A 23,880-nucleotide genomic window follows, 5' to 3' on the forward strand; every position below is an offset into this window, starting at 1 on the left:
CGCCGCCTACCCGGCCGCGTCCGCGTCCGAGAGCGGGACCTCGCCGGGGCTCGGCCGGTCCAGCTCGAACTCCAGGATCTCGCCGCCGCCGCTGTCGGTGGTCCTGGGCTCCTGGAGGACCTCCAGGCCGCCCTCGGCGTGGTGCTGCACGACCATGACCCCGGTGTACCCGCTGTGGTCGTTCTCGGTAGCGGAGAAGGGCACCAGGCCCGGTCCCGTCCAGGCGTGGGAGTTCAGGGTGGCCAGGAGCGCCTCACGGTCCAGGTCCGGGCCGACCTCCATGAGCACCTGGGCGAACAGCGTCGCCTGCGCCATGCCGTAGATCGTGGTGTCGGTGAACGGCGTCCCCTCGTTGTACCGTTCGTGGATCTCCCGGAAGAACTCGGTCCACGGGTCGTCGGACTGGGCGGCCATCGGCAGGAACGCGGTCATGATCAGCCCGTCCAGGAAGGCCTCGGCCGGGATGTCCTCGGCCGGGGTGCCCTGGGCGTACTCCTCGATGAGGCCGGTCACGATCCGCACGTCGGCGCCGAAGCTGGGCGCGACCCACTGGGGCTCGTAGCCGATCGCGGCGGACTCCATGACGGCCAGGGCGAGGTAGGAGGGGATGCAGTAGCACACGGCGATCTCCGCGCCGGACTCCTTCATCGCGGCGATCTGACCGGCGAGTTCGGGCACGCCGGGGTCGTAGGACTCCCAGGCCACGATCTCCTCGGAGAGGTACTGCTCGATCCCGGCGTGCGACGCGGGGCCCACGTCGTCGTTCTGGTACAGGAGCGCGACCTCGTCGCCGGCGAAGTGCTCGGCGATGAACGCGCCCTGGACCTTGGCCTCGCGGGTGTAGTCCACCTGGAAGCCGTAGCTGTAGGGATACTCCTCGGGCTGGTCCCAGGACAGCGCGCCGGAGGAGACGAACAGGTCCGGCACGCCCTGTTCGTTGAGCTCGTCGATGACCGACTCGTGGGTGGGGGTGCCCAGACCGCCGAGCATCGCGAAGATCTCGTGGTCCTCCATCAGGGTGCGGGTGGCCTCCTGCGTGTGCGCGGGGTCGAAGCCGTCGTCCTGGACCTGGTACTCGATCCGCCTGCCGTGGATGCCGCCGTTGTCGTTGACGTAGTCGAAGACGGCCCGCGCGCCGGTGGACACGTGCCGGAAGCCGGGTGCCGCGGCACCGGTGAGCGGCTGGTGCGTGCCGATGACGACGGCGTCGTCGGTCACCCCCTGGGTGAGGTTCGCGGCGCCGGCCCCGCCGTCCGACTGCTCCCCGCCGCAGGAGGCGGTGAGGACCGCGACGGCCAGGGCCAGAGCGAGGGTTCTCAGAGTGCGCATGATGGTGTGTCCTGGGGGTCCTTGATAGGTCTCGGCGGGCGGGGGCTCCGTGATCGGGGGGCGGAGCCGGAGGTCAGAGAGGGTTTCGGTGGGTTACTCGGGAGTACGTTACCCGCGGGTTAACACCATACGCGTGTCGCAGACCACTGCAACCTCCTGGGGGTCTGTGCGTGGCCCTCTGGCCGGACCCGGCCACGCGGCCTCCCGCCCGCGCCCGGGGTGCGGCTCGCCGCGCGGGGTGGAGGACGCACGGCCGCGTTGCGGAACACCGCCGACCCCCTCGGCGGCGGGGAAGGATGAAGCGCTTTCCCGTAGCACGGATCGTGAGGGCTCGAAGGCGGCGGGACGACTCCTCCCGAAGGCCCGGAGGCGGGTCACCCCACCGGCCGGACCTCCATCGTGGGCGCGGGCTCCGCCGTCCGGGAACGGGCGCCGGTGCTCCGACGGCGGGAGCTGCCCCGACGGGGCACGGAGGCGGCGCGCGGCCGGGGGAGGCGTGCCAGGGCCCAGCCGACGCCCACGTGCGCCGTGCAGACGCGGGACCGCCCGGGACCGGCGAGGTGGGCGCTCAGGCGCGGGCCGCGGAGAGCCGGGGCGTCCAACACCGTGAAGCCCGTCGCGGCGCCCTCGTTCGCGGGGCCGCGGAAGCGGGTGGGGGTTCCGTGCGGGAGCGGGACGACGCGTTCCGGGTCCCTCGTCTCCGCGGCGTGCCCCCGGTCAGGAGGGACCCGCCACGGTCCCGGCCATGTGCCGGTCGTCGGGCTCACCCGAAGGGAAGCCGCGTCTGCGGACGTGCGTCCAGGATGTGCCCGGGGCCGGCGCGCGGTGCCGCGGTGCCCTGACGGAGGTGTGCGCGGTGCCTCCCGGGCGCGGGGGTGGATCAGCCGCAGACCAGGGCCGCGGATCCGCCGTCCTGGTACTCGGCCTGGAGGGGGGAGGTGTCCGCGAGGGTCACCGCGATGGGGGCGTCGGTGGGGGCGAGCCGCCGCATCGGCAGGTGGGTCCTGGCCTCGTTGCCCGGCGAGACCTCGACACGGGCCGGGGAGGCGCCGACGTAGACGTTCTCGCGGCCGTGGGAGATCCCGGTCCGCATGGCCAGGGCGACGATCGTCCAGTTCCCCGCCGGCACGTCCGTGAGCGTGAAGCCGACACGGGGTCCCGAGGGGAGGAGCCTGTGGGCGACGGGGGCCTGCTGCGGGATCCGGGAGTGGAAGGCCCCGACCAGGATGTTGGTGTCCCTGGCGGCGCGGGGCAGCTCCACCGTGCCGCTCAGGGTGCCCGTGGGGCGACCGCTCGCGGGCGCCGGGCCGAGGCCCGTCAGTTCGTGCGTGCAGGGCATGCGGCTGAACCCGCCCGAGGCGGCCACCAGCAGCCGCTCGACGTCGGGGTGGCGGTACTGGCGGGGAGTCATCCCCACTGTGCGGGTGAATCGGCTGGTGAACGTGCCGACGCTGTTGTATCCGACGGTGTAGACGATGTCGCACACGTTCATCGGTGAGCTGATCAGGAGTTTCTTGGCCTCGAACATGCGCACCGCGGTCAGGTACCTGCCCGGTGGAACTCCGACTTCCTGCGCGAAAACCCGAGACAGGTGGAAGGGGCTGACGAAGACCTCGTTGGCGATGTCCTCCAGCGTGATGGGATCGGAAAAGCGTCTGTGGATCATCGCGACTGCCTTGCACACTGCTTCGCGCACTACCACTCCTACGGTGACGGGCCAGCACGGAGTCGACGTGAGCGCGAGCCCGAGGGGAAGCGCGCGGCTCACCGCTCCATCCTTCTCAGGGGGTCAGGCGCTAGCGTCTCCAAAATTGCTCTCTGCATCCATAACTATCTTTTCCGATCGTGTGCACTAATCGGACATGTGTTCGCATCGCGTCGAATTATGTGCTGGCTCAAATTCCCCACCAGTCAGCATGGGCCATTTCGGTCCCGTTTGTCGCATGGTGCTGGTGTGAGTCGAGTTAAGAGTCTCCCATTCAGTGCTAATAAAACATTCTGTGATTGCGGTCAAGGGGGTGGTGTCCCCCGTCCTGCCGCCGTGGGGTGCGCGGGGATGGCACGGGCATGTCGGCGGTACGGGTGTGCGCGGGGGTGACTGTCACATGAGAAAGACATAGTGGAAGTCGACCGTGTGCGCGGTGCCCCGGATGGGCCGGGAACCGCTTGCCAATGCGTTCCGACCCAGTTCGGAGCGGGTGCCGCGGCCAGCGGAGAGAGCAAGGGCAAAGTAGTATGTGTTTAGGAAGTGGATCTACGATTCCGTGGGGTGGATTCTGGTGAGTCGGTCTCGGCGTAGGTACAACCAGTACTGCGGGCTGGCGTCGGCGCTGGACGTCATCGGGGAGCGGTGGACGCTCCTGATCGTGCGGGAGCTGCTCATCGGCCCGGCGCGCTACCGCGATTTACTGGAAGCGCTCCCGGGGATCGGCACCAATCTCCTGGCCGAACGTTTGAAGTTCCTGACCGAGCACGGGGTGGTGCGCAGACTGTCGGGGGGAAACGAACGCGGGTACGCGCTCACCGACCACGGGGAGCGGCTCCGGGCCCCGGTCCTCCAGATCGCCCACTGGGGCCTGGGCCACCTCGGGGCGTCCACGGGGGACGAGGAGGTCCGACCGGGTTGGGGGTTCCTGGCGGTCCAGTCCATGATCGACCCCTCCCGGGTGGGCGACGCCGACGAGTGCTACGAGTTCCGCGTCGACGGCACTGACTTCCACATCCGGGTCGGGGACGGACGCGCCACCGCGCACGAGGGGCGGTGCGAGGCGCCGGCGATGGTCGCGGCCACCGACGCGCGGACGTTCGTGGAGATCGGCTCGGGCAACCTCGATCCGATCATGGCGGTGGTGAGCGGCCGGCTCTCGCTGGAGGGCGACGAGGAGGCGGTCCAGCGGGCCATCGCCCTCCTGGGACTCGCCGGTGCTCCGACGGGCGTGCGCCGACGGGTCACCGGGGCCGCGTGACGGGCCCGGTCCCGGGGGCGGCAGGCCATCAGCCCATCCCATGCTTGAAAATCCAGTGGTCATTCTCCCGGAGGAGGGCAGCGGTGCTCGTGCCCGGTCGCCGGGTGCGCCAGCACGGCGTCCCTCCCGCCTGCCTGGGCCTGGAGCAGCGGATTGCTTTCCTGCATGTCCGCGGTTGCCTCCCGCGGGCGGATCGGCGTCCGTACGCGGCAGTCAGGAGGGAGACACGCTTGCCGCTATAGGCAGATAAAGCTCATGGAGGAGGGTGTATCCGCGAGGCGGAACGGCGCCCTCCTTCTTTTCCCTTGCGCCCCGTGCGCGGGTCGCGGCGGAGAGCAATCCTGAAGAGGAACGGGGTTCGGCGCCCGCCCACGATGGGCGTTGTCCCCCGGGTCGCCCGCGACCTCCCCCACCTCCGAGGAACGCTCATGCGGTTGTTGTTCCGCCTGGCCAGAATCGCCAGCACCGCCCCGCCCGCGGGCGCCCTGGCGTCCATGACCGTCCGCCCCGCCCCCAGTCCCGCCGTCGCGCCCCTGGCCACCCGAGGGCGCCAGCGTCCGACCACCGACTCCGGGAGTGTCCGATGACCCTGAGCAACAGCGCCCGCCGGGCCTACCGCGGCGGCATCGACGTGCTCAACACCCGACGCCACCGGACCGGGCTGCGCGTCTTCATGGTGATCGTCCTCGCGCACTGGGCCGAACACCTGGCCCAGGCGGCGCAGATCTACGCGCTGGACTGGCCGGTGGCCGAGGCGCGGGGTGTGCTCGGCATCCCCTTCCCCTGGCTGGTCACCTCGGAGTGGCTGCACTACGGCTACGCGCTCGTGATGCTCGTGGGGTTGTTCCTGCTGCTGCCCGGCTTCACCGGGCGCTCGCGCACCTGGTGGTGGATCTCGCTCGGCATCCAGCTCTGGCACCACCTCGAACACCTGCTGCTGCTGGTCCAGGCCCTGGTCGGAGTCAACATCGCCGGCCGGGACGCCCCGACCAGCCTCGTCCAGCTGCTCATTCCGCGGGTGGAGCTGCACCTGCTGTACAACTCCCTGGTCTTCGCGCCGATGGTGGTCGCCCTGTACCTGCACGCGCGGCCCAGACCCGCCGAGCGGGACACGATGGTGTGCGACTGCGCCGACGAGGAGGAACCGTCCGGGGCGGTCGCGTGACCCGCCGCCGGATGGGCGCCTTCCCGGTGGTGGTCCTCGTGCTCGGCCTGTTCCTCGCCTACCTGGGCGCGGGCAACGTGGACCGCAGCATCCGCGCGCTGCGCGCCGACGGGGACCCCGGCCGGTTCACCGCGGCCGCGCAGGACTGCGTGAACCACTTCGGGCACGTGTCCTGCACGTGCTACGGGGACTACAGCGCGGACGACGGGTCGGTGGAGCGAGAGTGGGTCTACCTCTCCGGCGGCGACTTCGCCTGTGAGGAGGGCAGCGTGTCGGCGGCGGTGGACATCGGAGCCGAGACGCGCGTGTACCACCCCGACGGCTCGCACGAGTGGATCGCGACCGCCGCGCTGATCCTGGCGGGGCTGGGCATGGCCGCGTGGTCGGTGGTGCCGTGGGCACGCGCCGTGCTGCGCGCCCGGGTCCACGGCTGAGGGCCTACTCCCGGTCGGCGTCCACCCGTCCGGCCGCCACCGACTTCGGGGACCGGTCCAAGAGTTCGCGCGCGGCCCGGGCGATGCGGTCCGAGGCCTGGTGGACCGGGCTGTCGCGGCGCCATACCAGCAGGTGGCGCAGCTGGATCGGGGCCCCGGCCAGGGGCCGGATGACGACGCCGCCGGAGGCGTCGAAGTCGGACTGGCACGGGGCCACCGCGCGGTGGTCGGCGATGAGGTCGTGGATCTCCGAGCGGTCGTAGAGGCGGAAGGGCACGTCCGGGGTGAACCCGGCCCGTTGGCAGGCCAGATAGAAGCACTCCGGCCAGCCGCTCCCGTCCGGAGGCGTCAGCGCCCACGGGCTGTCGGCGAGGTCGGCCAGGCGCACGGTCGGCCGGCCGGCCTCGGGGTGGCCCTCCCACAACGCCACGTGCAACGGCTCGACGGCGAGCATCGCCCACGCGAGCGGCCCGTCGGTGGGCAGGTCGCGGTCCACGTAGTCGACGGTGGTCCCCATGTCCAGGCGACCGGCGCGGACCAGGTCGGTCACCAGCTTGGGGGAGTACTCGGTGCGCACGTGGACGGGCGCGTCGGGGAAGACCTCGGGCAGCCGCGCGGACAGCTCCAACGTCAGCGGCCCCACACCCCCGATCCTGATCGTGGTGGGGGAGGCGCGCCGCGCCGTGATGTCGTGCAGCAGGTCGTCCATGGACAGCAGGACCGACCGTGCTCGGACCAGGACGAACTCGCCCAGTTCGGTGGGGCGCACCCCGGAGCGCCCCCGGTGGAACAGGGGGCCGCCGACCTCGCGCTCGATCCGCTGGAGCTGCGTGGTCAGCGCGGGCTGCGACGTCGACAGGGCCGCGGCGGCCCTGGTCACGCTGCCGGTGTCGGCCAGGAGGCAGAGGGTACGCAGGTGGCGGAGTTCGAGGTCCATTCCTGGAATGTAGGACGAGTGGATGGTTCGTGTACAGACGTGCGTTCGCAGGTCGGTGAAACCAACGCCCCGTCAAGCCGATCGCGTTCCCCCGCCCCGCCCGTCCAGCCCCGAACGACCTTCGCGCGGTCCTTGTGGGATAGGGTGCCGTTCGTCACCATATAGTTGGACGACCTACTAAATCGCTCGTGGGTCGCCGCAACCGTGGGAGAGGCTCATGGCGGTCGAACGCACACTGCACACACCGGAGGCCGAACAGCTCCTGGAGCTGACGCGGGAGATCGCGGACAAGGAGCTGGTCCCCCGCGCCGCCGGGGACGAGGAGAACGCCGCCTTCCCACGGGACGTCTTCCGCACGCTCGGCGCCGCCGGGCTGCTGGGCCTGCCCTACCCCGGCGAGTACGGCGGCGGCGACCAGCCCTACGAGGTCTACCTCCAGGTCGTCGAGGAACTCGCCCGCGGCTGGCTGGCCATCGGTCTCGGAGTGAGCGTCCACACGCTCTCCTGCTACCCCGTGGCAGCCTTCGGCACCGACCGCCAGAAGGCCGCCCACCTGCCCGACATGGTCGGCGGCGACCTGCTCGGCGCCTACTGCCTGTCCGAGTCCGGCTCCGGCTCCGACGCCGCCGCCCTCACCACCCGCGCCGAACCCGTCGGCGACGGCTACCGCGTCAACGGCGCCAAGGCGTGGATCACCCACGGCGGCCGGGCCGACTACTACACCCTCTTCGCCCGCACCGGCGGCCCCGACTCCGGCGCGGGCGGCATCAGCTGCTTCCACGTCCCCGCCGGAACCCCGGGGGTCGGTGCGGCCGCCCCCGAGCACAAGATGGGCATGGCCTCCTCACCCACGGCCGGGATCCTGTTCGACGACGTCGAACTCGGCCCCGACGCCCTCACCGGCGAACGCGACCGCGGCTTCGGCATCGCGCTGGCGGCGCTGGACTCCGGGCGCCTCGGCATCGCGGCGTGCGCGGTCGGCCTCGCCCAGGCCGCCCTGGACACGGCGCTCGCCTACTCCCGCGAACGCCGCCAGTTCGGTCAGGCCATCGGCGACTTCCAGGGCGTGGGCTTCATGCTCGCGGACATGGCCACCCAGATCGCCGCCTCCCGCGAGCTCTACCTGGCCGCGGCCCGGCTCCGCGACGCCGGCCGCCCCTTCACCACCCAAGCGGCGATGGCCAAGCTCCTGGCCACCGACACCGCCATGCGGGTCGCCACTGACGCCGTCCAGGTCCTCGGCGGCTACGGCTACACCCGCGACTTCCCCGTCGAGCGGTACATGCGCGAGGCCAAGGTCCTCCAGATCGTCGAGGGCACCAACCAGATCCAGCGCCTGGTCATCAGCCGCAACCTGGCCCGCGGCGTGTGACCGGTCAGGACCGCAGGAGCGCGACCGTGTCCCCGTGTGTGCGGACCACCGTCCGCACGGGCCGGTCGGTGAGCACGGCCAGCGCGGCGCGGTAGTCGGCGCCCCGGTCCAGGTCGGTCAGCCAGGCCGCCTCCGGGCCGCCCCCGCCCGACCAGGACACCAACCGGGCCTCGGCGTGCGGCGGGCTGACCGCCACCCGCCGCAGCCCGCCCGACAACCCCAGCCCGGTCGCCTTGAGCAGGGCCTCCTTACGGGCCCAGTAGCCGAAGAACGCGGCGGTCCGCTCCGACGGCGGCAGCGCGTCCCACACCGAACGCTCCGCGTCCGCCAGCGTGTAGCCGACCAGCCCGTCCAGGTCGCGCGCCGCCGACACCCGTTCGACGTCCACCCCGACCGGCGCCCCCTCGGCCACCGCCAGCACCACCCACTCACCCGAGTGGCTGACCGACACCTCCCAACCGCCCGCCGGACCAGACGGCACGGGCTTGCCGTGCGGCTCGCGCTCACCCGGGTCCGCGCCCGCGCGCGCCTTCTCCTCACACGAACGGCAGACCAGGTCGAAGGTCACCTCCTCGGGCGGGCACTGCGCCAGCCGTGCCAGGGCCAGCCGGGCCATCGCCCTGCCGAGCAGGTGGCGGTCGCGGTCGGCCTGGTGCCGGAACCGGTCGTTGCGGGCGCGCTCCGTCCCGTCCAACAGGCGCAGGAGCCGGTCGGCCGCGTCGGAGGTGTGTGCCCACCACACCGTGGACGTCAGGGGCGTGAGGGTGGAACCGAGGGTCATAGGCCCATTGTCGCTCCATGCGCCGTGTGTTGGATGGTGTGAGCGCGACCGAAAACGGGAATCCGGTAGATGGCAGGTCAGCCCGTCCCCCTGGGAGGCCCGTATGTCCGTCGTGATGATGTTCGGAGCGGGAGCGATCGTCGGCCTGGTGGCCCTGTCCGCGGTCCTCGTGGTGACCCTCCTCCTGGACGGGGCCGGGGCGGACGTTCCCCCCTCCCGCGACAGGTCCGTACTCTAGGGACGCGCGGGACCGCCCGTGCTGCCACCGGTACGGGGGAGGGGTCACGTCCATGGCCGAGGAGAGCCGCCCGGCGTTCGCCGCCGAACGCAGGGACCGCATCCTCGAACTCGTCCGCGCCCACGGCACCCTGTCCCTGCGCGACCTCGCCGCCCGGGTGGGCGCCTCCGAGGTCACCGTCCGCCGCGACGTGCGCGCGCTGGAGGCCGAGGGACTGGTCGACCGGCGGCGCGGCGGGGCCGCGCTCCCCGGGCGCGTCGCCCACGACCAGAGCTACTCGGGCCGCAGCGGACAGTGCGCCGCGGAGAAGGCGGCCATCGCCGCCTCCGCCGCCCGGCTCGTGCGGCCCGGCGAGGCGATCGCCGTCGGCCCCGGTACCACCACCGAGGCCTTCGCCCGTGAACTGCTCACCCGTACCGAGTTGACCGTCGTCACCAACTCCCTGCGCGTGGCCGAGGCCCTGGCCGGGGCCGCCGGGGTCGAGGTGGTGATGACGGGCGGAACCCTGCACGGCCCCATCCGCGCCCTGGTCGGCGCCGCGGCCGAGCAGACCCTCTCCGGACTGCGCGTCACCCGGGCGTTCCTGACGGGCAACGGGGTCAGCGCCGACCGCGGGCTGAGCACCCCCAACCCGGCCGTGGCCAGCGTGGACCGGGCCCTGGCGGCGTGCGCGGAGGAGACCGTCGTGCTGGCCGACCACACCAAGATCGGCACCGACACCATGGTGCCCACGGTCGGCCCCGAGGAGATCGCCCACCTGGTCACCGACGCCAGCGCCGACCCGGAGGTGCTCATGACCCTGGAGGAGATCGGGGCGCTCGTGCACGTCGCCGTGGTCGCCGAGGAGAGGGGGAGCTGACCGGGCACGGCCGCCGGGTCGTGGACAGAACACGTACCCTTCCGTTCACGCACGCTTGTGCCGTTGGTGCCCTATGCGTGATCCTGGGCCCAACCCGCTCGACCACCGCCCCCGCACCGCCGTCCGCACCCAGGAGCCGCCGCACATGCCCTCCCAGCCGACACAGCCGGAGCACGCCGGGTCCGCCCCGGTGCGCGTCACGCCCACGCCCGTCGCCCTGCCCGATCCCTGGTCGCAGGCGCGCCTGACCGTCGTCGTGCCCACCTACAACGAGGCGGCCAACCTCCCGCTGCTGGTCGGCCAGTTGATGGCGCTCGGCCTGCCGAACCTCGCGGTCGTCGTCGTGGACGACAACTCGCCGGACGGCACCGGCGAGGTCGCCGACAAGCTCGCCGTCGAGCACCCCGGAAGGGTCTCCGTCGTGCACCGCACCCGCAAGGACGGCCTCGGCCGCGCCTACGTCGCGGGCATGATCCGCGCCCTCGACGACGGCGCGGACCTCGTGGTCCAGATGGACGCCGACCTCAGCCATCCCGCGGGCTACGTACCCCAACTGCTCGGCGCCCTGCTGTCCACCAACTCCGACGTGGTCATCGGCAGCCGCTACGTCCCGGGCGGCAGCCTGTCCGAGCACTGGGGGACCGGACGCCGCCTGCTGAGCGGATGGGCCAACGCCTACGTCAAGACCGTGCTGTCCATGCCCATCCGCGACATCACCGCGGGCTTCAAGATCTGGCGGGCCCCGACCCTGCGCGTGCTCGACCTGCCGAGCATCCAGAGCACCGGCTACGCGTTCCAGATCGAGATGCACTACCGGGCCTTCCGCCGCGGCCAGAAGATGATGGAGATCCCCATCCACTTCGAGGACCGCGTCGCGGGGGAGAGCAAACTGGACGGGGCGGTCGCCCTGGAGGCGGCCCTGCGCCCGCTGCGCCTGCGCCGGGCCGAACGCCTGCGCCGCTGACCCCGGTCGGGCCCGGTTCCTTCCCATGTCCGCCCTGACCTGCGATCATCAGGGGCAACGGGGAAGGAGGGGGCCACAGTGAGCGAACTACCCTATGACGTCGACGCCGACCTGGGGGACGACCCCCAGGAGACCGAGATCGCCGAGTGCGAGCGCGCGATCGACCCCGACTTCAACATCCTCGGCTACGACTTCGTGGACGACGACAGCCGGGGTGAGTGGGGGATCACCCAGGAGGTGCGCGCCGAACGGCAGCCGGTCATCCCGCACCAGCGGTGGGGCACCCAGCGCAGCGCGGAGGAGGACGCGGTGAGCGTGGTCCCGGAGTCGGACATCGCGGCCGAACCGGACGCCGCGCCCGAGTCCGATCTGTGACACCCGGATCCCCTCGGAGACCGGGACCACCCGGACAGCAGGAGGGCGACGGCCCGCTCGGGTCAGGATGACCCCTCCCGGCCCGTCTCGTGCGCCTCACCGGCGCTGGAGCCCGGGCACGCGCGCATCGGCGGCCCCGACACCCCGCAGAACCGCGTCGGTTTCCCCGGGCCGACGGGACGCACCTCGGCCACCTCCTCCCCGGCGGCGGGCGCCTCCGCGGGGCCCGGCATCCGTCGGCGCGGCAGCGCGGCGGCGCACAATGCGGCCAGCGCGCACAACCCCGCCAGCAGCAGCATCGCCGGTCCGAACCCCGCGGCGACCGCGTCCGCTCCCGCGCCCGGGCCACCTGCCTCACCGCCCGTGCCGCCGATCCCCGCCGCGACCGGCACCGCCGCGACCCCGATCAGCTGCGCGCCCCGGGCGAAGGTGTTGTTCACGCCCGAGGCCAGACCCGCGTGCCGCTCGGGCGCCGACGCCAGTACGGTCGCGGTCAGCGGAGCCACGGCCGCCGACAGGCCCAACGCGACCAGCAGCACCCCCGGCAGGACCCCGCCGACGTAGGTGTCCCCCGGGTCCAGCCGGGACAGCAGCACGAACCCGCCCGCCAGCAGCAGCGGACCGACGACCAGCTGCGGACGCGGGCCGATCCGCGCCGCCAACCTCCCCGAGCGCGCGGACAGCGCCAGCATGAGCGCGGTGATCGGCAGGGAGGCCGAGCCCGCCGCGATCGGTGTGTAGCCGCCCACCTCCTGGAGGTAGATGACCAGGAGGAAGAAGAGCGGGCCGAGCGACCCGTAGACGAGGACGGTGGCGACGTTGGTCAGCGTGAAGGCGGGGGAGGAGAAGACGCCCAACGGCAGCATCGGCGCGGCGCTCGCCCGCTCCACGAGCACGAACGCGGCCAGTGCCAGCAGCCCGACGACCGCGCCCGTCCAGACGGCCGGTGTGCCGCCCACCGCGCCCCACTGGATCAGCGCGTAGGTGATCCCGCCCAGCGCCACCACGCCCAGCAGGGCGCCCGGGACGTCCACGCGGTGCGCGGCCTCCTCGTCCCGCGACTCCGGTACCCGGAACCAGGTGACCGCCAGGACCACCGCGGCCAGCGGCAGGTTGATCAGGAAGATCAGCCGCCAGTCGCCGACCTGCACCAACCAGCCGCCCACGAACGGCCCCACGGCCGCCGCCACACCAGTCAGCCCCGACCACGCGCCGATCGCGCGTGCCCGGTCCTCCTCGCGGAAGCCCGCCTGGAGGATCGCCAGACTCCCCGGGGTCAGCAGCGCCCCGCCGACCCCCTGCACGACCCGCCCCGCGACCAGCCACTCCAACGTCGGCGCGAACACGCACAGCGCCGAGGCCACCGCGAACACCGCCACGCCCGCCATGAACAGCCGCACCCGGCCGAACCGGTCGGCCAGGGAGCCGCTGAGCAGGATGAGCGCCGACAGCGTGACCATGTACCCGTTGACGATCCACTGAAGGCCGGACAACCCGGTGTCCAGCTCGTCCTCGATGGCGGGCAGGGCCACCGTCACCACGGTCGAGTCCAGGAACGCCATCCCCGAACCGAGGACCGTGGCCGCCAGGGTCCAGCGCCCGGTGGGGGTCCCCCACGCCACCGCGCCCGCCGCGACCGGGATCGAAGCTCGCACAACGCACCTCCGAGCCACAACATACGCGGCGCGGCCCCGCACCGGAGTGGGGACCGCGCCGCGTGTCACGCGCCCGTCAGGTCCGGAGCGCCGGGGGCGTCATTCGCTGGCGAGCGCCCCGGTGATGGAGGTGCCCGCCGCCCGTCGGCCCGGCAGGATCGAGGCGAGCAGCCCGGCCAGGACGGCGACCGCGATGAACACCGCGATCTGACCGGCCGGCAGGCTGAACACCAGGCCCGGCAGCACCGAGTCGGCGGCGGCCCAGCCGAACGCCACGCCCAGGGCGATGCCGATCCCCGCGCCGATCAGGCACAGCAGCACGGCCTCCACGCTGAGCATCCGGCGGAGCTGGCCCCGGGCCAGCCCCAGCGCCCGCAGCAGCGCGGACTCGCGGGTGCGCTCCAGCACCGACAGCGCCATCGTGTTGGAGATGCCGAAGACCGCGATGACGATCGCCAGACCCAGCATCGCCGCGATCGTGTAGAAGGCGATGTCCATCATGTCCGAGAACTGCTCCTTGATCTCGGCCACGGACATGACCTGGAGCGTGGGGTCGTCCTCGACCGCGTCGTAGACCGCCTCGCGCAGCTCGGCCGGGTCGGCGTCCGGGGCCCCGCGGATGAGCAGTGCCTCGTCCCGGGTCGCCTCGGGGAACAGGGCGGCGAGGTCGTCCTCGTGGAGGTAGCCGTCATAGGCGCCCACACCGGCCTCGACGATCGCCGCGACCTCCAGGTCGAGTTCGGCGCCCTCGTTGGCCAGGGTGTAGGTGTCGCCCACGCCCACGCCGTCGGCGTGGCCCTCCACGAGCGCGATCCGGCCGGGCCCCGCGTCGGACAGGTCGCCCTCGACGGTCTCCATGGTCAGGTCGGCGCCCATCTCCGCGCCGGGGTAGGCCACCAGGTTCGCGAACCCTCCGTCCGCGCCCTCCAGGTAGCCGCTGCGCTGGCCGAAGACCCCGGCGACGGTCGGCTCGTCCTCCAGGTCGCGTCGGACCTCCTCGGGGACGAAACCGAACTCGGTCGCGTCGGCGGTCGCGTCGCCCCCGGCGCCGGTCCCCTCCGCGGGGACGCCGTCGGCGCCCGGCTCCTCGGCGGTCTGGGGGCCCTCGGCGCCGTCGGCGGAGGCGTCCCCGCCCTCGGCGGTCGGGGCCTCCTCGGCGGCCGCGGGCTCCTCCATGGAGAACTGCGGGTTGATCTGGTAGTCGACCGGGAACTCCTCCTCCAGCATCCGGGTCAGGGTCGACTCGGTGGAGGCGCTGACGACGGAGTAGCCGGTGATGAGCGTGGCGCCCACGGTCAGGGCGATCATCGCGGTGGCGGCGCGGCGCGGGCTGCGGACGGAGTTGTCCACGGCGAGCATGCTCGCCACACCGACCCGGCGCAGCGGCAGGCCGACCAGGCGCACGATCCAGCGCACCAGGAGCGGCCCCAGGACCACCACGCCCACGAACGCGACCAGGGCGGCGCCCGTGACGACGACCAGGCCCGTCTGGCTCGGGCCGGAGGCCTGGGTCAGGGCGACCATCGCTCCGGAGACCGCGAAGGCCAGCAGGCCGGACACGACGCGGATCCAGCCGGTGCCCTTCTCGATCCCGGAGGCGGTGGCGCTGGTGCGCAGAGCCGCCAGCGGGGCCACGCGGGTGGCGCGGAGCGCCGGGACCATCGCGGAGAAGACGGTGACGACCGTGCCGATCGCCAGTCCCGTCAGGATCGCGACCGGGGTGACGACCACGGGGACGCCGCCGTCGGCGCCCATCGCCGGGGCCGCGAAGGCGGCTCCGGCGACGCCGATGCCCACGCCCGCCAGGACGCCCAGGCCGGAGGCGACCAGGCCCACGACCGCGGACTCCAGCAGCACCGAGCGGAAGACCTGCGAGCGCTTGGCGCCCACGCACCGCAGCAGGGCCAGCTCGCGCTGGCGCTGGGCGATGAGGATGGCGAAGGTGTTGTAGATGACGATCCCGGCGACGAACATCGCGATGAACGCGAACAGCAGCAGCGCGATGCGGAAGATCTCGGTCTCGGCGCCGACGCCCTCGGCCATCTCCAGACCGTACTCCTCGCCGGTCATGACGTCGGCGGAGGCGCCCAGCGCACCGGAGACCGCCTCGGCGACCTGTTCGTCGGTGTAGCCCTCGGCGGCGATCGCGTCGATCTCGGCGTAGCCCGCCGCGCCGGTCATCTCCTCGACGGTGCCGGGAGCGAACACCACAGCGCCGGTCATGCTGTAGCTGGGGTCGACGCCGAAGTTCACCAGGCCGGTGACCTCGAACTCGCGCTCCTCCCGGCCGGGGTCGAGCACGGTCACGGTGTCGCCGACGGCGAAGCCCGCCTGCTCGGCGGTGGACGTCGCCAGGGCGATCTCGCCACCCGTCGAGGGGAGTTCGCCCTGTGCGGCGTCGAACCGGCTCGCGCCCTCCACGGAGACGGCGGCGGGCGGGGTGAACCCGAGCGCGCGGCCGTCCGCGTCCAGCAGCACGGCCTGGCCCCGGACCAGGCCGTCGGCCTCGGCGACCTCGGGCAGGGCGCGGACCCGGTCCAGGTCGCCGACTGTCAGCGGCTCGGGCTCGACGTACTCGCCGTCCTCGCCCGGCTCGGCCTCGGCCGGTGTGGCGATGGCGTCGACGGAGCCGGCGGAGCCCATCACGGACTCCTCGTAGTTGGCGTTCAGGGTGTCGGCGAACACCATGGTCCCGGAGACGAACATGACGCCGAGCAGGATCGCCAGGACCGTCGTCACGTAGCGGGACGTGTGCAGTCGCAGTCCCGCGAGTGTCGTGCGCAGCATGCGGTCAGGCCTCCAGCTTCAGCAGCCGGGCCGAGACCAGCTCGGGGTCGGGGTCGGTGACCTCGTCGACGAGTGCGCCGTCGCGCAGGAAGACGACGCGGTCGGCGTAGGAGGCGGCCACGGGGTCGTGGGTGACCATGACGACGGTCTGGTTCAGGTCCTTGGCCGAGTCGCGCAGGAACGAGAGCACCTCGGCCCCCGAACGCGAGTCCAGGTTGCCGGTGGGCTCGTCGGCGTAGACCACCTCGGGCGCGTTGAGCAGGGCGCGCGCCACGGCCACGCGCTGCTGCTGGCCGCCGGAGAGTTTGGTGGGCAGGTGGGACAGGCGGTCGCGCAGGCCCACCACGTCGACGATGTGGTCGAAGCGCTGCCGGTCGACTCTGCGCTTGGCGATCTGGGAGGGCAGCAGGATGTTCTGCTCGGCGGTCAGCATCGGCAGCAGGTTGAAGGACTGGAAGATGAATCCGATGCGGTCGCGGCGCAGCAGGGTCAGTTCGCTGTCGCGCAGGCCGGTGATCTGGGTGCGGCCCAGGTGCACGGTGCCGGACGTGGGCACGTCCAGGCCCGCCAGGCAGTGCATCAGGGTGGACTTGCCGGAGCCGGAGGGGCCCATGATCGCGGTGAACGCGCCCCGGTGGAAGTCCACGTCCACCCCGGCGAGGGCGTGGACCTGGCTGCCCCCGGTGTCGTAGGTCTTGGTGAGCCCCCGGGCGACCACCACCGGCGGGGCGGTGGCCGAGGGGACGGGCTGGACTGAGGACGCGGTCACGGCAGACAACTCCAGTGGTGACGGTGTGGACACGTGCCACCGGGCGGTTCGGGGGTCGCCCCCCGGTCCCGCCCGATGCGGTTTCCACGCTAGGTCCGCCGTGACGCCCGGTTCCTCCCCCCGCAGGCCGAATCGCACCCCGGCCAAAGGGACGAGTCGGTCGGGCGGCCACGACCCCAAGGTCGGGGGGCACCACCGACTTTCGTCGGGGGTCGTTCCGGTGAGGGAGTGCGGGACCCGACCGTGCGGAAGGCTGTGACCAGGGGCAACGCGCTGGACCCCGACGATCGGCCAACGGGTGGCCCGCCGTCGGCCAACGGCGGGACGGGGCGCGGGCCGACCGTAGAATCCGGCGCATGGGGGAGCGGAGCACGAGGGTACCGGGTGGACCCGCCCGACTGTGGCGGCAGGGCGCGCGTTGGTGGTGGGGGAACCGCCTGCGCTTCGCCGACTGGTTCTACGCCGCCGGGTCGTTCCCGTTCGTGGCGGGGGCCCAGCTCGTCCCGGACCTCGGACTGGTGAAGGGGCCCGTCGACGCCCTCTTCCAGGGTGCCTCCGACCCCCTGTTCGGGGTCCTGGGCGTCATGCTCCTGTGCGTGTTCCCGGCGGTGGCGGTCTCCCTGGCCGTCCTGTTCCGCAGGTCCCGCCCGCACCTGCTGCTGGCTCTGGCGTTCGTGCTCCTCCTGCTCTTCGGCAACATGCTCCCGGCCGCCTTCGCCCTCTACTCCTTCGCCGTGCACTTCGACGACCGCAGACTGCTCTCCGGGTGGTTCGCCCTGATGGCGCTCGCCATGTACGTCGGATTCGGGATCGGCCTGCTCCCCTACATCTTCAATGCGGGGTTCTTCCTCGTCGCCCCGACCACCTTCGGCCTGTGGGTCGGCACACGGCGGCAGCTCATCGACCGCCTCCAGGAACGCGCCGAGCGGCTCGAACGCGAGCAGCACCTCATGGCCGAGCACGCCATCACCGCCGAACGCACCCGGATCGCCCGGGAGATGCACGACGTCGTGGCGCACCGTGTGAGCCTCATGGTGCTGCACGCGGGCGGCCTGGAGGTCTCGGCCGAGGACCCGCGCACGGTCGAGGCGGCCGGGCTCATCCGCACCACCGGGCGCGAGGCCCTCGCCGAACTGAGGAGCATCCTCGGGGTGCTGCGCGACGAGTCCGGCGCCGCCGCGCCCACCGCGCCGCAGCCCGGGCTGTCCGACCTCGACCGGCTGCTGGGGGAGTGGCGCGAGGCGGGGATGGCGGTGGACCGCGTCGAGCCCGCACCGCTCGGGGAGCTGCCCCCGACGGTGCAGCGCACCGCCTACCGGGTGGTCCAGGAGGGGCTGACCAACGCCGCCAAGCACGCGCGCGGCGCCCGGGTGACGCTGGAGCTGCGCCGGCAGGGGTCCACCCTGGAGGTGGAGGTCGCCAACGGGCCCGCCACCACCGCCGCGCCGCCCCCGCCGCGCAGCGGGTACGGTCTTGCGGGTGTCCGGGAGCGCGTCGCCCTGGCGGGCGGGTCGCTCACGGCGGGCCCCCGGTTCGACGGGGGCTGGCGGCTGAGCGTCGTCCTTCCCGTGCACGGGGGACACGAGGCGGAGGAGAGTGACCGACGGTGATCCGCACCATCCTCGTCGACGACGAGAACCTGGTCCGGTCCGGGCTGCGGATGATCCTGGAGGCGGCGTCCGACATCGAGGTGGTCGGGGAGGGCGGGGACGGCGAGGAGGCCGTCCGGCTCGCCCGTGAGCTGTCTCCGGACGTGGTCCTGCTCGACATCCGCATGCCCGGCACCGACGGGCTCACCGCCGCAGCGCGCCTGACACAGCTGCCGAACGCGCCGCGCGTGGTCCTGCTCACCACGTTCGACCTGGACGAGTACGTGCACCGTGCACTGCGGGCGGGCGCCGTCGGGTTCCTGCTCAAGGACACCCCGCCGCGCGACCTCATCGCCGCCGTGCGCACGGTGCACGAGGGCAACGCCATGCTCGCGCCGCGCGTGACCAAGCGCATGCTCGAACGGTTCGCCGCCCCCGAGCCCGCCGGGGCCGCGGCGGAGCGCGCCGAGGCCGAGCGGCGGCTGTCCGTGCTGAGCGAGCGCGAACGGGCGGTGCTGGTCGCCGTCGCCAAGGGCATGTCCAACGCCGAGGCCGGGCGTGCGCTGGGGATGCGCGAGGCCACGGTCAAGGCCCACGTCAGCCGGATCCTGGCCAAGCTGGGTATGTCCAACCGCGTACAGGCCGCCATCCTCGCCCACGACGCCGGGTGGGCCTGAGTCCCCGCGGGGCCGGGCACGCGCTCCGCCCGGACCGCGTTCGTCCACCTCGGTTGCCGCTACCGCCGGGTAGCTCGGTACCCTGCAAGGCGATCCCACCCCCGGAAGATCCACGTCGTGGCTGGTGACACCAGCCGCAGGAGAAGAGGTGCCCCTATGTCGCGATCGGTTCTGGTCACCGGCGGCAACCGCGGAATCGGCCTGGCCATCGCCCGAGAGCTCGCCTCCGGAGGTGACAACGTCGCCGTGACCCACCGCTCGGGAGAGCCGCCGGAGGGCCTGCTCGGGGTGCGCTGCGACATCACCGACTCCGCGCAGGTCGACGCGGCGTTCAAGGAGGTCGAGGAGGCGCAGGGCCCCGTCGAGGTGCTCGTGGCCAACGCCGGGATCACCAAGGACCAGCTTCTCGCCCTGATGAGCGAGGACGACTTCTCCTCGGTCCTGGACACCAACCTCACCGGGGCGTTCCGCGTCGCCAAGCGCGCCGTGCGCGGCATGATGCGCAAGCGCGGCGGCCGCATCATCCTCATCTCGTCCGTGGTGGGCCTGCTCGGCTCGGGCGGACAGGCCAACTACGCGGCCTCCAAGGCCGGACTGGTCGGCTTCGGCCGCTCGCTCGCCCGCGAGCTCGGTTCCCGCAACATCACGGTCAACGTCGTGGCCCCCGGCTTCATCGAGACCGACATGACCGCGCAGCTCGGCGAGGACCGCCAGGCCGAGATCAAGAAGAACATCCCGCTCGGGCGGATCGGCGGCACCGAGGACATCGCCAAGACCGTCGGCTTCCTCGCCGGTCCCGGGGCCGCCTACATCACCGGCGCCGTCATCCCCGTGGACGGCGGCATGGGCATGGGCCACTAGGGCGTTCGCGCCGTACACGCCCTCGAAGCACCAGGCCAGCCCAGCTCCACCCGCACCAGCCACCGGACCACCCCCGCCGGCCAGACCAGAATCAGGAAACCCATGGGACTTCTCGAAGGTAAGCGCATCCTCGTCACCGGGGTGCTCACCGACTCCTCCATCGCCTTCCACGTCGCCCGCCTCGCCCAGGAGCAGGGCGCGACCGTCGTGCTCACCGGCTACGGCCGGATGAGCCTCGTGGAGCGCGTCGCCAAGCGACTGCCCGAGACCCCGCCGGTCCTGGAGCTGGACGTCACCGACGACGAGCAGCTCGGCACGCTGGCCGCCCGCGTGGGCGAGCACGTCGACGGCATCGACGGCATCGTGCACTCGATCGGCTTCACCCCGCAGGACGCGCTGGGCGGCAACTTCCTCAACACCCAGTGGTCGGACGTGGCCACCGCCATGCACACGTCCACCTTCTCCCTGAAGTCGCTCACCACGTCGCTCATGCCGCTGATGAAGAACGGCGGCTCCGTGGTGGCGCTGGACTTCGACAACAGCGTCTCCTACCCCATCTACGACTGGATGGGCGTGGCCAAGTCCGCGCTGACCTCCACGGCGCGCTACCTGGCCCGCTACGTCGGCGACCAGGACATCCGCGTCAACCTTGTCTCGGCCGGCCCGCTCAGCACCATGGCCGCGCGCAGCATCCCGGGCTTCGCCGAGCTGGCCAAGCACTGGCCGGAGCGCGCCCCGCTGGGCTGGGACGTCACCGACCCGGAGCCCGCGGCCAAGGCGGTCGTGGCGCTGCTGTCGGACTGGTTCCCGGCGACCACCGGTGAGATCGTGCACGTGGACGGCGGCTTCCACTCCACCGGAGCCTGACCGTCCTTCGTTCGTGGGCGCCCGGGCCGGGCGCCCACGAACGAAGGGGATGTGACGCGGTCGCGCTCCGGTGGCTGGATCCGTCCGATGAGCAGGGACGGTGCAGGACCGATGAAGTACGTACCCGAGGAGCTCGCCCACGACGCCGACGAGGTGCGTCGGCGGCACAGGGCGAACCAGGCAGCCTGGGACGAGGGGGCCCTGCGCTACACGGAGGGCGTGGCCGCCGCCGTCGCGTCGCTGCGCGCGGGGAGGTCGTCCGTGCATCCGGTCGAGCGCGCCGCCCTGGGCGACCCGGCCTCGTGGTGCGGGCGGGCCGTCCACCTCCAGTGCGCGTCCGGGCAGGACACCCTGTCACTGCTGCTGGAGGGGGTGCGGGAGGTCGTGGGCGTCGACATCTCCGGACGGCACGTCGACAACGCCCGCGCCAAGGCGCGCGCCCTCGGCCTGGCCGCGACGTTCCACCACTGCGACGTGCTCGACACGCCGTCCGAACTGGACGGCACCGCCGACCTGGTCTACACCGGGCGGGGCGCGCTCAACTGGATCCACGACATCCGCGCGTGGGCCGGAGTGGTCGCCCGGCTGCTGCGCCCCGGCGGACGGGTCCTGGTCTTCGACGCCCATCCGGCCAGTTGGCTGTTCGACCCCGAGGAGTCCACCCCCGTCTGGGCGGGCATCGACTACTTCGCCCACGCCGAGCGCAGCCACGGCTGGACGGCCGAGTACATCGGCGAGGTCGTCGAGGACCCCTCGGTCAAGCACGAGCGGCTGTGGACGATCGCCGACGTCGTCCAGTCCCTCATCGACGCGGGGCTGGTCCTCACGCGTTTGGAGGAGCGCCCGGACGAGTTCTGGAACGCCTTCCCCGCTCTCGGCGACGAGGTCAAGCGCATGCTTCCGATGACGTACCTGGTCACCGCCGATCGCCGCTGACCGGGGTCGGCGCACGCGGCGGAAACCGATCCGGCACGCCGGACACGGTCTCCGGCCGGGCCCGTGTAACCTGCGCCCGGACCGGACGACGGGCGGCGCGGGCCGCGAGGAGGGAGAACCGATGGATCTGCACCTGACTGGCGCGCGGGTCGTCATCACGGGGGCGAGCAGGGGGATCGGCCGTGCCATCGCCGACGTCTTCGCCGACGAGGGCGCCGACCTCGCGATCTGCGCGCGCAACCCAGAACCGCTGGAGGAGACCGCCGAGGAGCTGCGCCTGACCGGCGCGACCGTGTTCGCCCGCGCCCTGGACGTCGCCGACGAGCCCGCGCTGCACTCCTTCCTCGACGACGCCGCCGAGATCCTGGGCGGGATCGACGTGCTGGTCTCCAACGTCTCCGCGGGCAGCAGCCGCACCCCCGACCAGTGGGAGCGCAACTTCGGCGCCGACGTCCTGCCGTTCGTGCGCATGGCCGAACGCGTGCACCCGCACCTGGAGGCCTCCGAGCGCGGCGGGTCGGTGGTCCTCATCTCCACCACCTCCGCCCTGCACACCACCCGTCCCGCAGGGCCCGCCGCCTACGGGGCCCTCAAGGCCGCGCTCAACCACCACGCGGCCTCGCTCGCCCGGTCGTGGGCGCCCGAGGGAATCCGGGTCAACACCGTCTCGCCCGGCCCGATCGAGTTCCCCGGCGGCGGCTGGGACCGGCGCCGGGAGAACGATCCGGAGTTCTACGCGACCATCCGCGGCCGCATCCCCTACGGCCGCCTCGGCCGTCCGGAGGAGGTGGCCCGCGCCGCCGCGTATCTGGCCAGCCCCGCCGCCAGTTACATCACGGGCAACAACGTGGTGGTGGACGGCGGGTTCCTCGACCGGGTCTGACCGGACGCGCCCGTCAGGAGGAGCGCCCCCGGACGGCGGCCCACACCCGCAGGGCCAGGGTCAGCGCGCCGCACACCCCCGCGACGAGCACGGCGACCGTGGCGTCCGGCACCCACAGCAGGGCGAACCGCGGTCCGAGCGCGACGAGCAGCCACACCGCCGCCGCGACGCCGGCCGTCCCGGCCGCGCCCCAGACCAGGGCCGCCGCGACGTCGCCGCGGCGCGCCCGCACGGCGCGCCCGGCCAGTACCGCGCCGACCACCATGACCAGCGCGAACGCCGTGGAACCCCCCACCACCGCCAGGTCGGTCGCGTTCGGCCCCGGGTTCCGCGGCCGGTCGCCGCCCGCCACCAGGTGCGCCAGACCGAAGGCCACCGCCTGGATCTGCTCATCGCCCAGCACGTCGTAGGTGTTCTGGAGGACGACCACCGCGCGGTCGCGCTCGGGCAGGAGCACCACCATCGCCGCGTGGCCCGGAGCAGCGCCGCCGTGGAAGACGATCGGCTCGTCCAGCTCCGACAGCCGGGTGTCTCTCCACCCCAGCCCGTACTCCTGCTCCGAGCCGGGCACCGGCACGATCCCCGTGCGCGCCTGCGCCAGCGTCCGCGCGTCGAGCACCCCCGGGTCGTCCGCCAGTTGCGTGCGCGCGAACGCGGCCAGCGCCCGCAGGTCGCCGCCCAGGTAGCCGTAGGCCACCCCCGCGTCGTCGACGCCGTCCGCGTCGGCCAGCGGCACCCCCCACGCGAAGCGGTAGCCCGGGGTCAGCCCCGCCGCCGCGGCCTCCTCGGCACGGGTGAAGGCGGTGTCCATCCCCGCGGGGTCCAGCACCGCCTCCCGCAGGTAGTCGCCGAAGTCCTCGCCGGCCACGCGTTCGACGACCGCGCCCAGGACCAGGTAGTTCGCGCTGCTGTACTCGTGCGTTCCGGGATCGCCCACCTCCGAGGCCGCGATCCGCTCCACGCGCGGCGCGAACTCCGCGGACTCCGGGCCGTACACGTCGAAGGCCGCGACCGTGCCCGCCTCGGTGATCCCCGAGCTCTGTGTCATCAGGTCGCGCACGGTCGGCTCGGCGCCGAAGGCGGCGAACTCGGGCAGGTACTCCTCGACCGGCGCGTCCAGGTCGAGCCGCCCCTCCTCCGCCAGGACCAGTGCCGCCGTCGCGGTGACCGGCTTGGCCACCGACCCCCACAGGAACGGGGTCTCCTCGGTGACGGGCTCGCCGTGCCCGTCCACCCCGAACACGCCCTGGCGCTCGACCCCCTCGGGGCCCACCACCGCGTAGGCGAGCCCGGGGGTGCCGGTCGCCGCCATGCGTGCGCGGACGTAGGAGTCCGTGTCCCGGGCCGCGGCGGACGCGGGAGGCGGGGTCGGGGACAGCAGGGCCAGGGCGAGGCACGCGGCCGCGGCACGTCGGTACACGGGGGCTCCTTCGGAT

General features: G+C 72.9%; 24 protein-coding genes. 15 read left to right on the plus strand and 9 right to left on the minus strand.

What is annotated here, in order from left to right; genetic code table 11:
* Nucleotides 1-6 precede the first annotated feature (6 nt).
* From ACIBFB_RS21090 to ACIBFB_RS21100, 3 genes are all read right to left on the minus strand, one after another.
* Nucleotides 7-1,329, minus strand: coding sequence for an ABC transporter substrate-binding protein (locus ACIBFB_RS21090; protein ID WP_397232634.1), 1,323 nt, complete (start codon nt 1,327-1,329; stop codon nt 7-9).
* 374 nt (nt 1,330-1,703) lie between these two features.
* A complete protein-coding gene (locus ACIBFB_RS21095) occupies nt 1,704-2,096 on the minus strand; it encodes a DUF1702 family protein (RefSeq protein WP_397232636.1) in 393 nt (130 codons plus the stop codon).
* Between the two features lie 113 nt (nt 2,097-2,209).
* Nucleotides 2,210-2,995 (minus strand): helix-turn-helix transcriptional regulator, encoded by a 786-nt coding sequence (locus ACIBFB_RS21100; RefSeq protein WP_397232638.1) that lies wholly within the window; start codon nt 2,993-2,995, stop codon nt 2,210-2,212.
* A 613-nt stretch (nt 2,996-3,608) separates the two neighbouring features.
* On the opposite strand from ACIBFB_RS21100, the gene ACIBFB_RS21105 reads away from it, so the two are divergent.
* The 4 genes from ACIBFB_RS21105 (at nt 3,609) to ACIBFB_RS21120 (ending at nt 5,894) form a co-directional block, all read left to right on the plus strand.
* Complete coding sequence (locus tag ACIBFB_RS21105; protein WP_397232640.1) at nt 3,609-4,295, plus strand: winged helix-turn-helix transcriptional regulator; 687 nt, start codon at nt 3,609-3,611, stop codon at nt 4,293-4,295.
* 428 nt (nt 4,296-4,723) lie between these two features.
* Complete coding sequence (locus ACIBFB_RS21110) at nt 4,724-4,882, plus strand: hypothetical protein (protein ID WP_397232642.1); 159 nt, start codon at nt 4,724-4,726, stop codon at nt 4,880-4,882.
* Complete coding sequence (locus tag ACIBFB_RS21115) at nt 4,879-5,460, plus strand: hypothetical protein (protein WP_397232644.1); 582 nt, start codon at nt 4,879-4,881, stop codon at nt 5,458-5,460. Before ACIBFB_RS21110 ends, ACIBFB_RS21115 begins: the two co-directional genes overlap by 4 nt.
* Nucleotides 5,457-5,894: a hypothetical protein gene (locus ACIBFB_RS21120; protein WP_397232646.1), complete on the plus strand. Its 438-nt coding sequence runs from the start codon at nt 5,457-5,459 to the stop codon at nt 5,892-5,894. Before ACIBFB_RS21115 ends, ACIBFB_RS21120 begins: the two co-directional genes overlap by 4 nt.
* Nucleotides 5,895-5,898: 4 nt before the next feature.
* Here ACIBFB_RS21120 and ACIBFB_RS21125 read toward each other — a convergent pair whose 3' ends face one another.
* The gene (locus ACIBFB_RS21125) at nt 5,899-6,831 is read right to left on the minus strand and encodes a LysR family transcriptional regulator (protein WP_397232648.1); all 933 of its coding nucleotides are present in this window, start codon (nt 6,829-6,831) and stop codon (nt 5,899-5,901) included.
* A 217-nt stretch (nt 6,832-7,048) separates the two neighbouring features.
* On the opposite strand from ACIBFB_RS21125, the gene ACIBFB_RS21130 reads away from it, so the two are divergent.
* Complete coding sequence (locus ACIBFB_RS21130; protein ID WP_397232650.1) at nt 7,049-8,203, plus strand: acyl-CoA dehydrogenase family protein; 1,155 nt, start codon at nt 7,049-7,051, stop codon at nt 8,201-8,203.
* A gap of 4 nt (nt 8,204-8,207) precedes the next feature.
* Here the strand turns inward: ACIBFB_RS21130 and ACIBFB_RS21135 are convergent, their stop codons facing one another.
* Nucleotides 8,208-8,984: a 4'-phosphopantetheinyl transferase family protein gene (locus tag ACIBFB_RS21135; protein ID WP_397232652.1), complete on the minus strand. Its 777-nt coding sequence runs from the start codon at nt 8,982-8,984 to the stop codon at nt 8,208-8,210.
* Between the two features lie 103 nt (nt 8,985-9,087).
* Between ACIBFB_RS21135 and ACIBFB_RS21140 the strand changes: the two genes are divergently transcribed.
* From ACIBFB_RS21140 to ACIBFB_RS21155, 4 genes are all read left to right on the plus strand, one after another.
* Nucleotides 9,088-9,222 carry a hypothetical protein gene (locus tag ACIBFB_RS21140; protein ID WP_397232654.1) on the plus strand — a complete coding sequence of 45 codons (135 nt, stop codon included), beginning with the start codon at nt 9,088-9,090 and terminating at the stop codon, nt 9,220-9,222.
* 52 nt (nt 9,223-9,274) lie between these two features.
* Nucleotides 9,275-10,081, plus strand: coding sequence for a DeoR/GlpR family DNA-binding transcription regulator (locus ACIBFB_RS21145; RefSeq protein WP_397232656.1), 807 nt, complete (start codon nt 9,275-9,277; stop codon nt 10,079-10,081).
* 145 nt (nt 10,082-10,226) lie between these two features.
* Entirely contained in the window at nt 10,227-11,045 is an 819-nt protein-coding gene (locus tag ACIBFB_RS21150) for a polyprenol monophosphomannose synthase (RefSeq protein ID WP_397232708.1), read from the plus strand.
* Nucleotides 11,046-11,123: 78 nt separating this feature from the next.
* On the plus strand, nt 11,124-11,420 hold the full coding sequence (locus ACIBFB_RS21155) for a hypothetical protein (protein ID WP_397232658.1): 297 nt from the start codon (nt 11,124-11,126) through the stop codon (nt 11,418-11,420).
* Nucleotides 11,421-11,482: 62 nt separating this feature from the next.
* Here ACIBFB_RS21155 and ACIBFB_RS21160 read toward each other — a convergent pair whose 3' ends face one another.
* From ACIBFB_RS21160 to ACIBFB_RS21170, 3 genes are all read right to left on the minus strand, one after another.
* Complete coding sequence (locus ACIBFB_RS21160; protein ID WP_397232710.1) at nt 11,483-12,982, minus strand: MFS transporter; 1,500 nt, start codon at nt 12,980-12,982, stop codon at nt 11,483-11,485.
* Nucleotides 12,983-13,174: 192 nt separating this feature from the next.
* Nucleotides 13,175-15,862: an ABC transporter permease gene (locus ACIBFB_RS21165; protein WP_397232660.1), complete on the minus strand. Its 2,688-nt coding sequence runs from the start codon at nt 15,860-15,862 to the stop codon at nt 13,175-13,177.
* 4 nt (nt 15,863-15,866) lie between these two features.
* Nucleotides 15,867-16,631 carry an ABC transporter ATP-binding protein gene (locus ACIBFB_RS21170; RefSeq protein WP_397232662.1) on the minus strand — a complete coding sequence of 255 codons (765 nt, stop codon included), beginning with the start codon at nt 16,629-16,631 and terminating at the stop codon, nt 15,867-15,869.
* Nucleotides 16,632-16,987: 356 nt separating this feature from the next.
* On the opposite strand from ACIBFB_RS21170, the gene ACIBFB_RS21175 reads away from it, so the two are divergent.
* The 6 genes from ACIBFB_RS21175 (at nt 16,988) to ACIBFB_RS21200 (ending at nt 22,444) form a co-directional block, all read left to right on the plus strand.
* Nucleotides 16,988-18,241 carry a sensor histidine kinase gene (locus ACIBFB_RS21175; RefSeq protein WP_397232664.1) on the plus strand — a complete coding sequence of 418 codons (1,254 nt, stop codon included), beginning with the start codon at nt 16,988-16,990 and terminating at the stop codon, nt 18,239-18,241.
* Entirely contained in the window at nt 18,238-18,897 is a 660-nt protein-coding gene (locus tag ACIBFB_RS21180) for a response regulator (protein WP_397232666.1), read from the plus strand. Before ACIBFB_RS21175 ends, ACIBFB_RS21180 begins: the two co-directional genes overlap by 4 nt.
* 156 nt (nt 18,898-19,053) lie before the next feature.
* The gene (locus ACIBFB_RS21185; protein WP_397232668.1) at nt 19,054-19,758 is read left to right on the plus strand and encodes a beta-ketoacyl-ACP reductase; all 705 of its coding nucleotides are present in this window, start codon (nt 19,054-19,056) and stop codon (nt 19,756-19,758) included.
* A gap of 102 nt (nt 19,759-19,860) precedes the next feature.
* Complete coding sequence (gene fabI / locus ACIBFB_RS21190) at nt 19,861-20,625, plus strand: enoyl-ACP reductase FabI (RefSeq protein WP_397232670.1); 765 nt, start codon at nt 19,861-19,863, stop codon at nt 20,623-20,625.
* A gap of 111 nt (nt 20,626-20,736) precedes the next feature.
* On the plus strand, nt 20,737-21,561 hold the full coding sequence (locus ACIBFB_RS21195) for a class I SAM-dependent methyltransferase (RefSeq protein WP_397232673.1): 825 nt from the start codon (nt 20,737-20,739) through the stop codon (nt 21,559-21,561).
* A 121-nt stretch (nt 21,562-21,682) separates the two neighbouring features.
* Nucleotides 21,683-22,444 (plus strand): SDR family NAD(P)-dependent oxidoreductase, encoded by a 762-nt coding sequence (locus ACIBFB_RS21200; protein WP_397232675.1) that lies wholly within the window; start codon nt 21,683-21,685, stop codon nt 22,442-22,444.
* A 13-nt stretch (nt 22,445-22,457) separates the two neighbouring features.
* Here ACIBFB_RS21200 and ACIBFB_RS21205 read toward each other — a convergent pair whose 3' ends face one another.
* Nucleotides 22,458-23,864, minus strand: a complete 1,407-nt coding sequence (locus ACIBFB_RS21205; RefSeq protein WP_397232677.1) for a serine hydrolase domain-containing protein — start codon at nt 23,862-23,864, stop codon at nt 22,458-22,460.
* Nucleotides 23,865-23,880 lie beyond the last annotated feature (16 nt).

Source organism: Nocardiopsis sp. NPDC050513 (assembly GCF_044457925.1).
Lineage (GTDB): Bacteria > Actinomycetota > Actinomycetes > Streptosporangiales > Streptosporangiaceae > Nocardiopsis.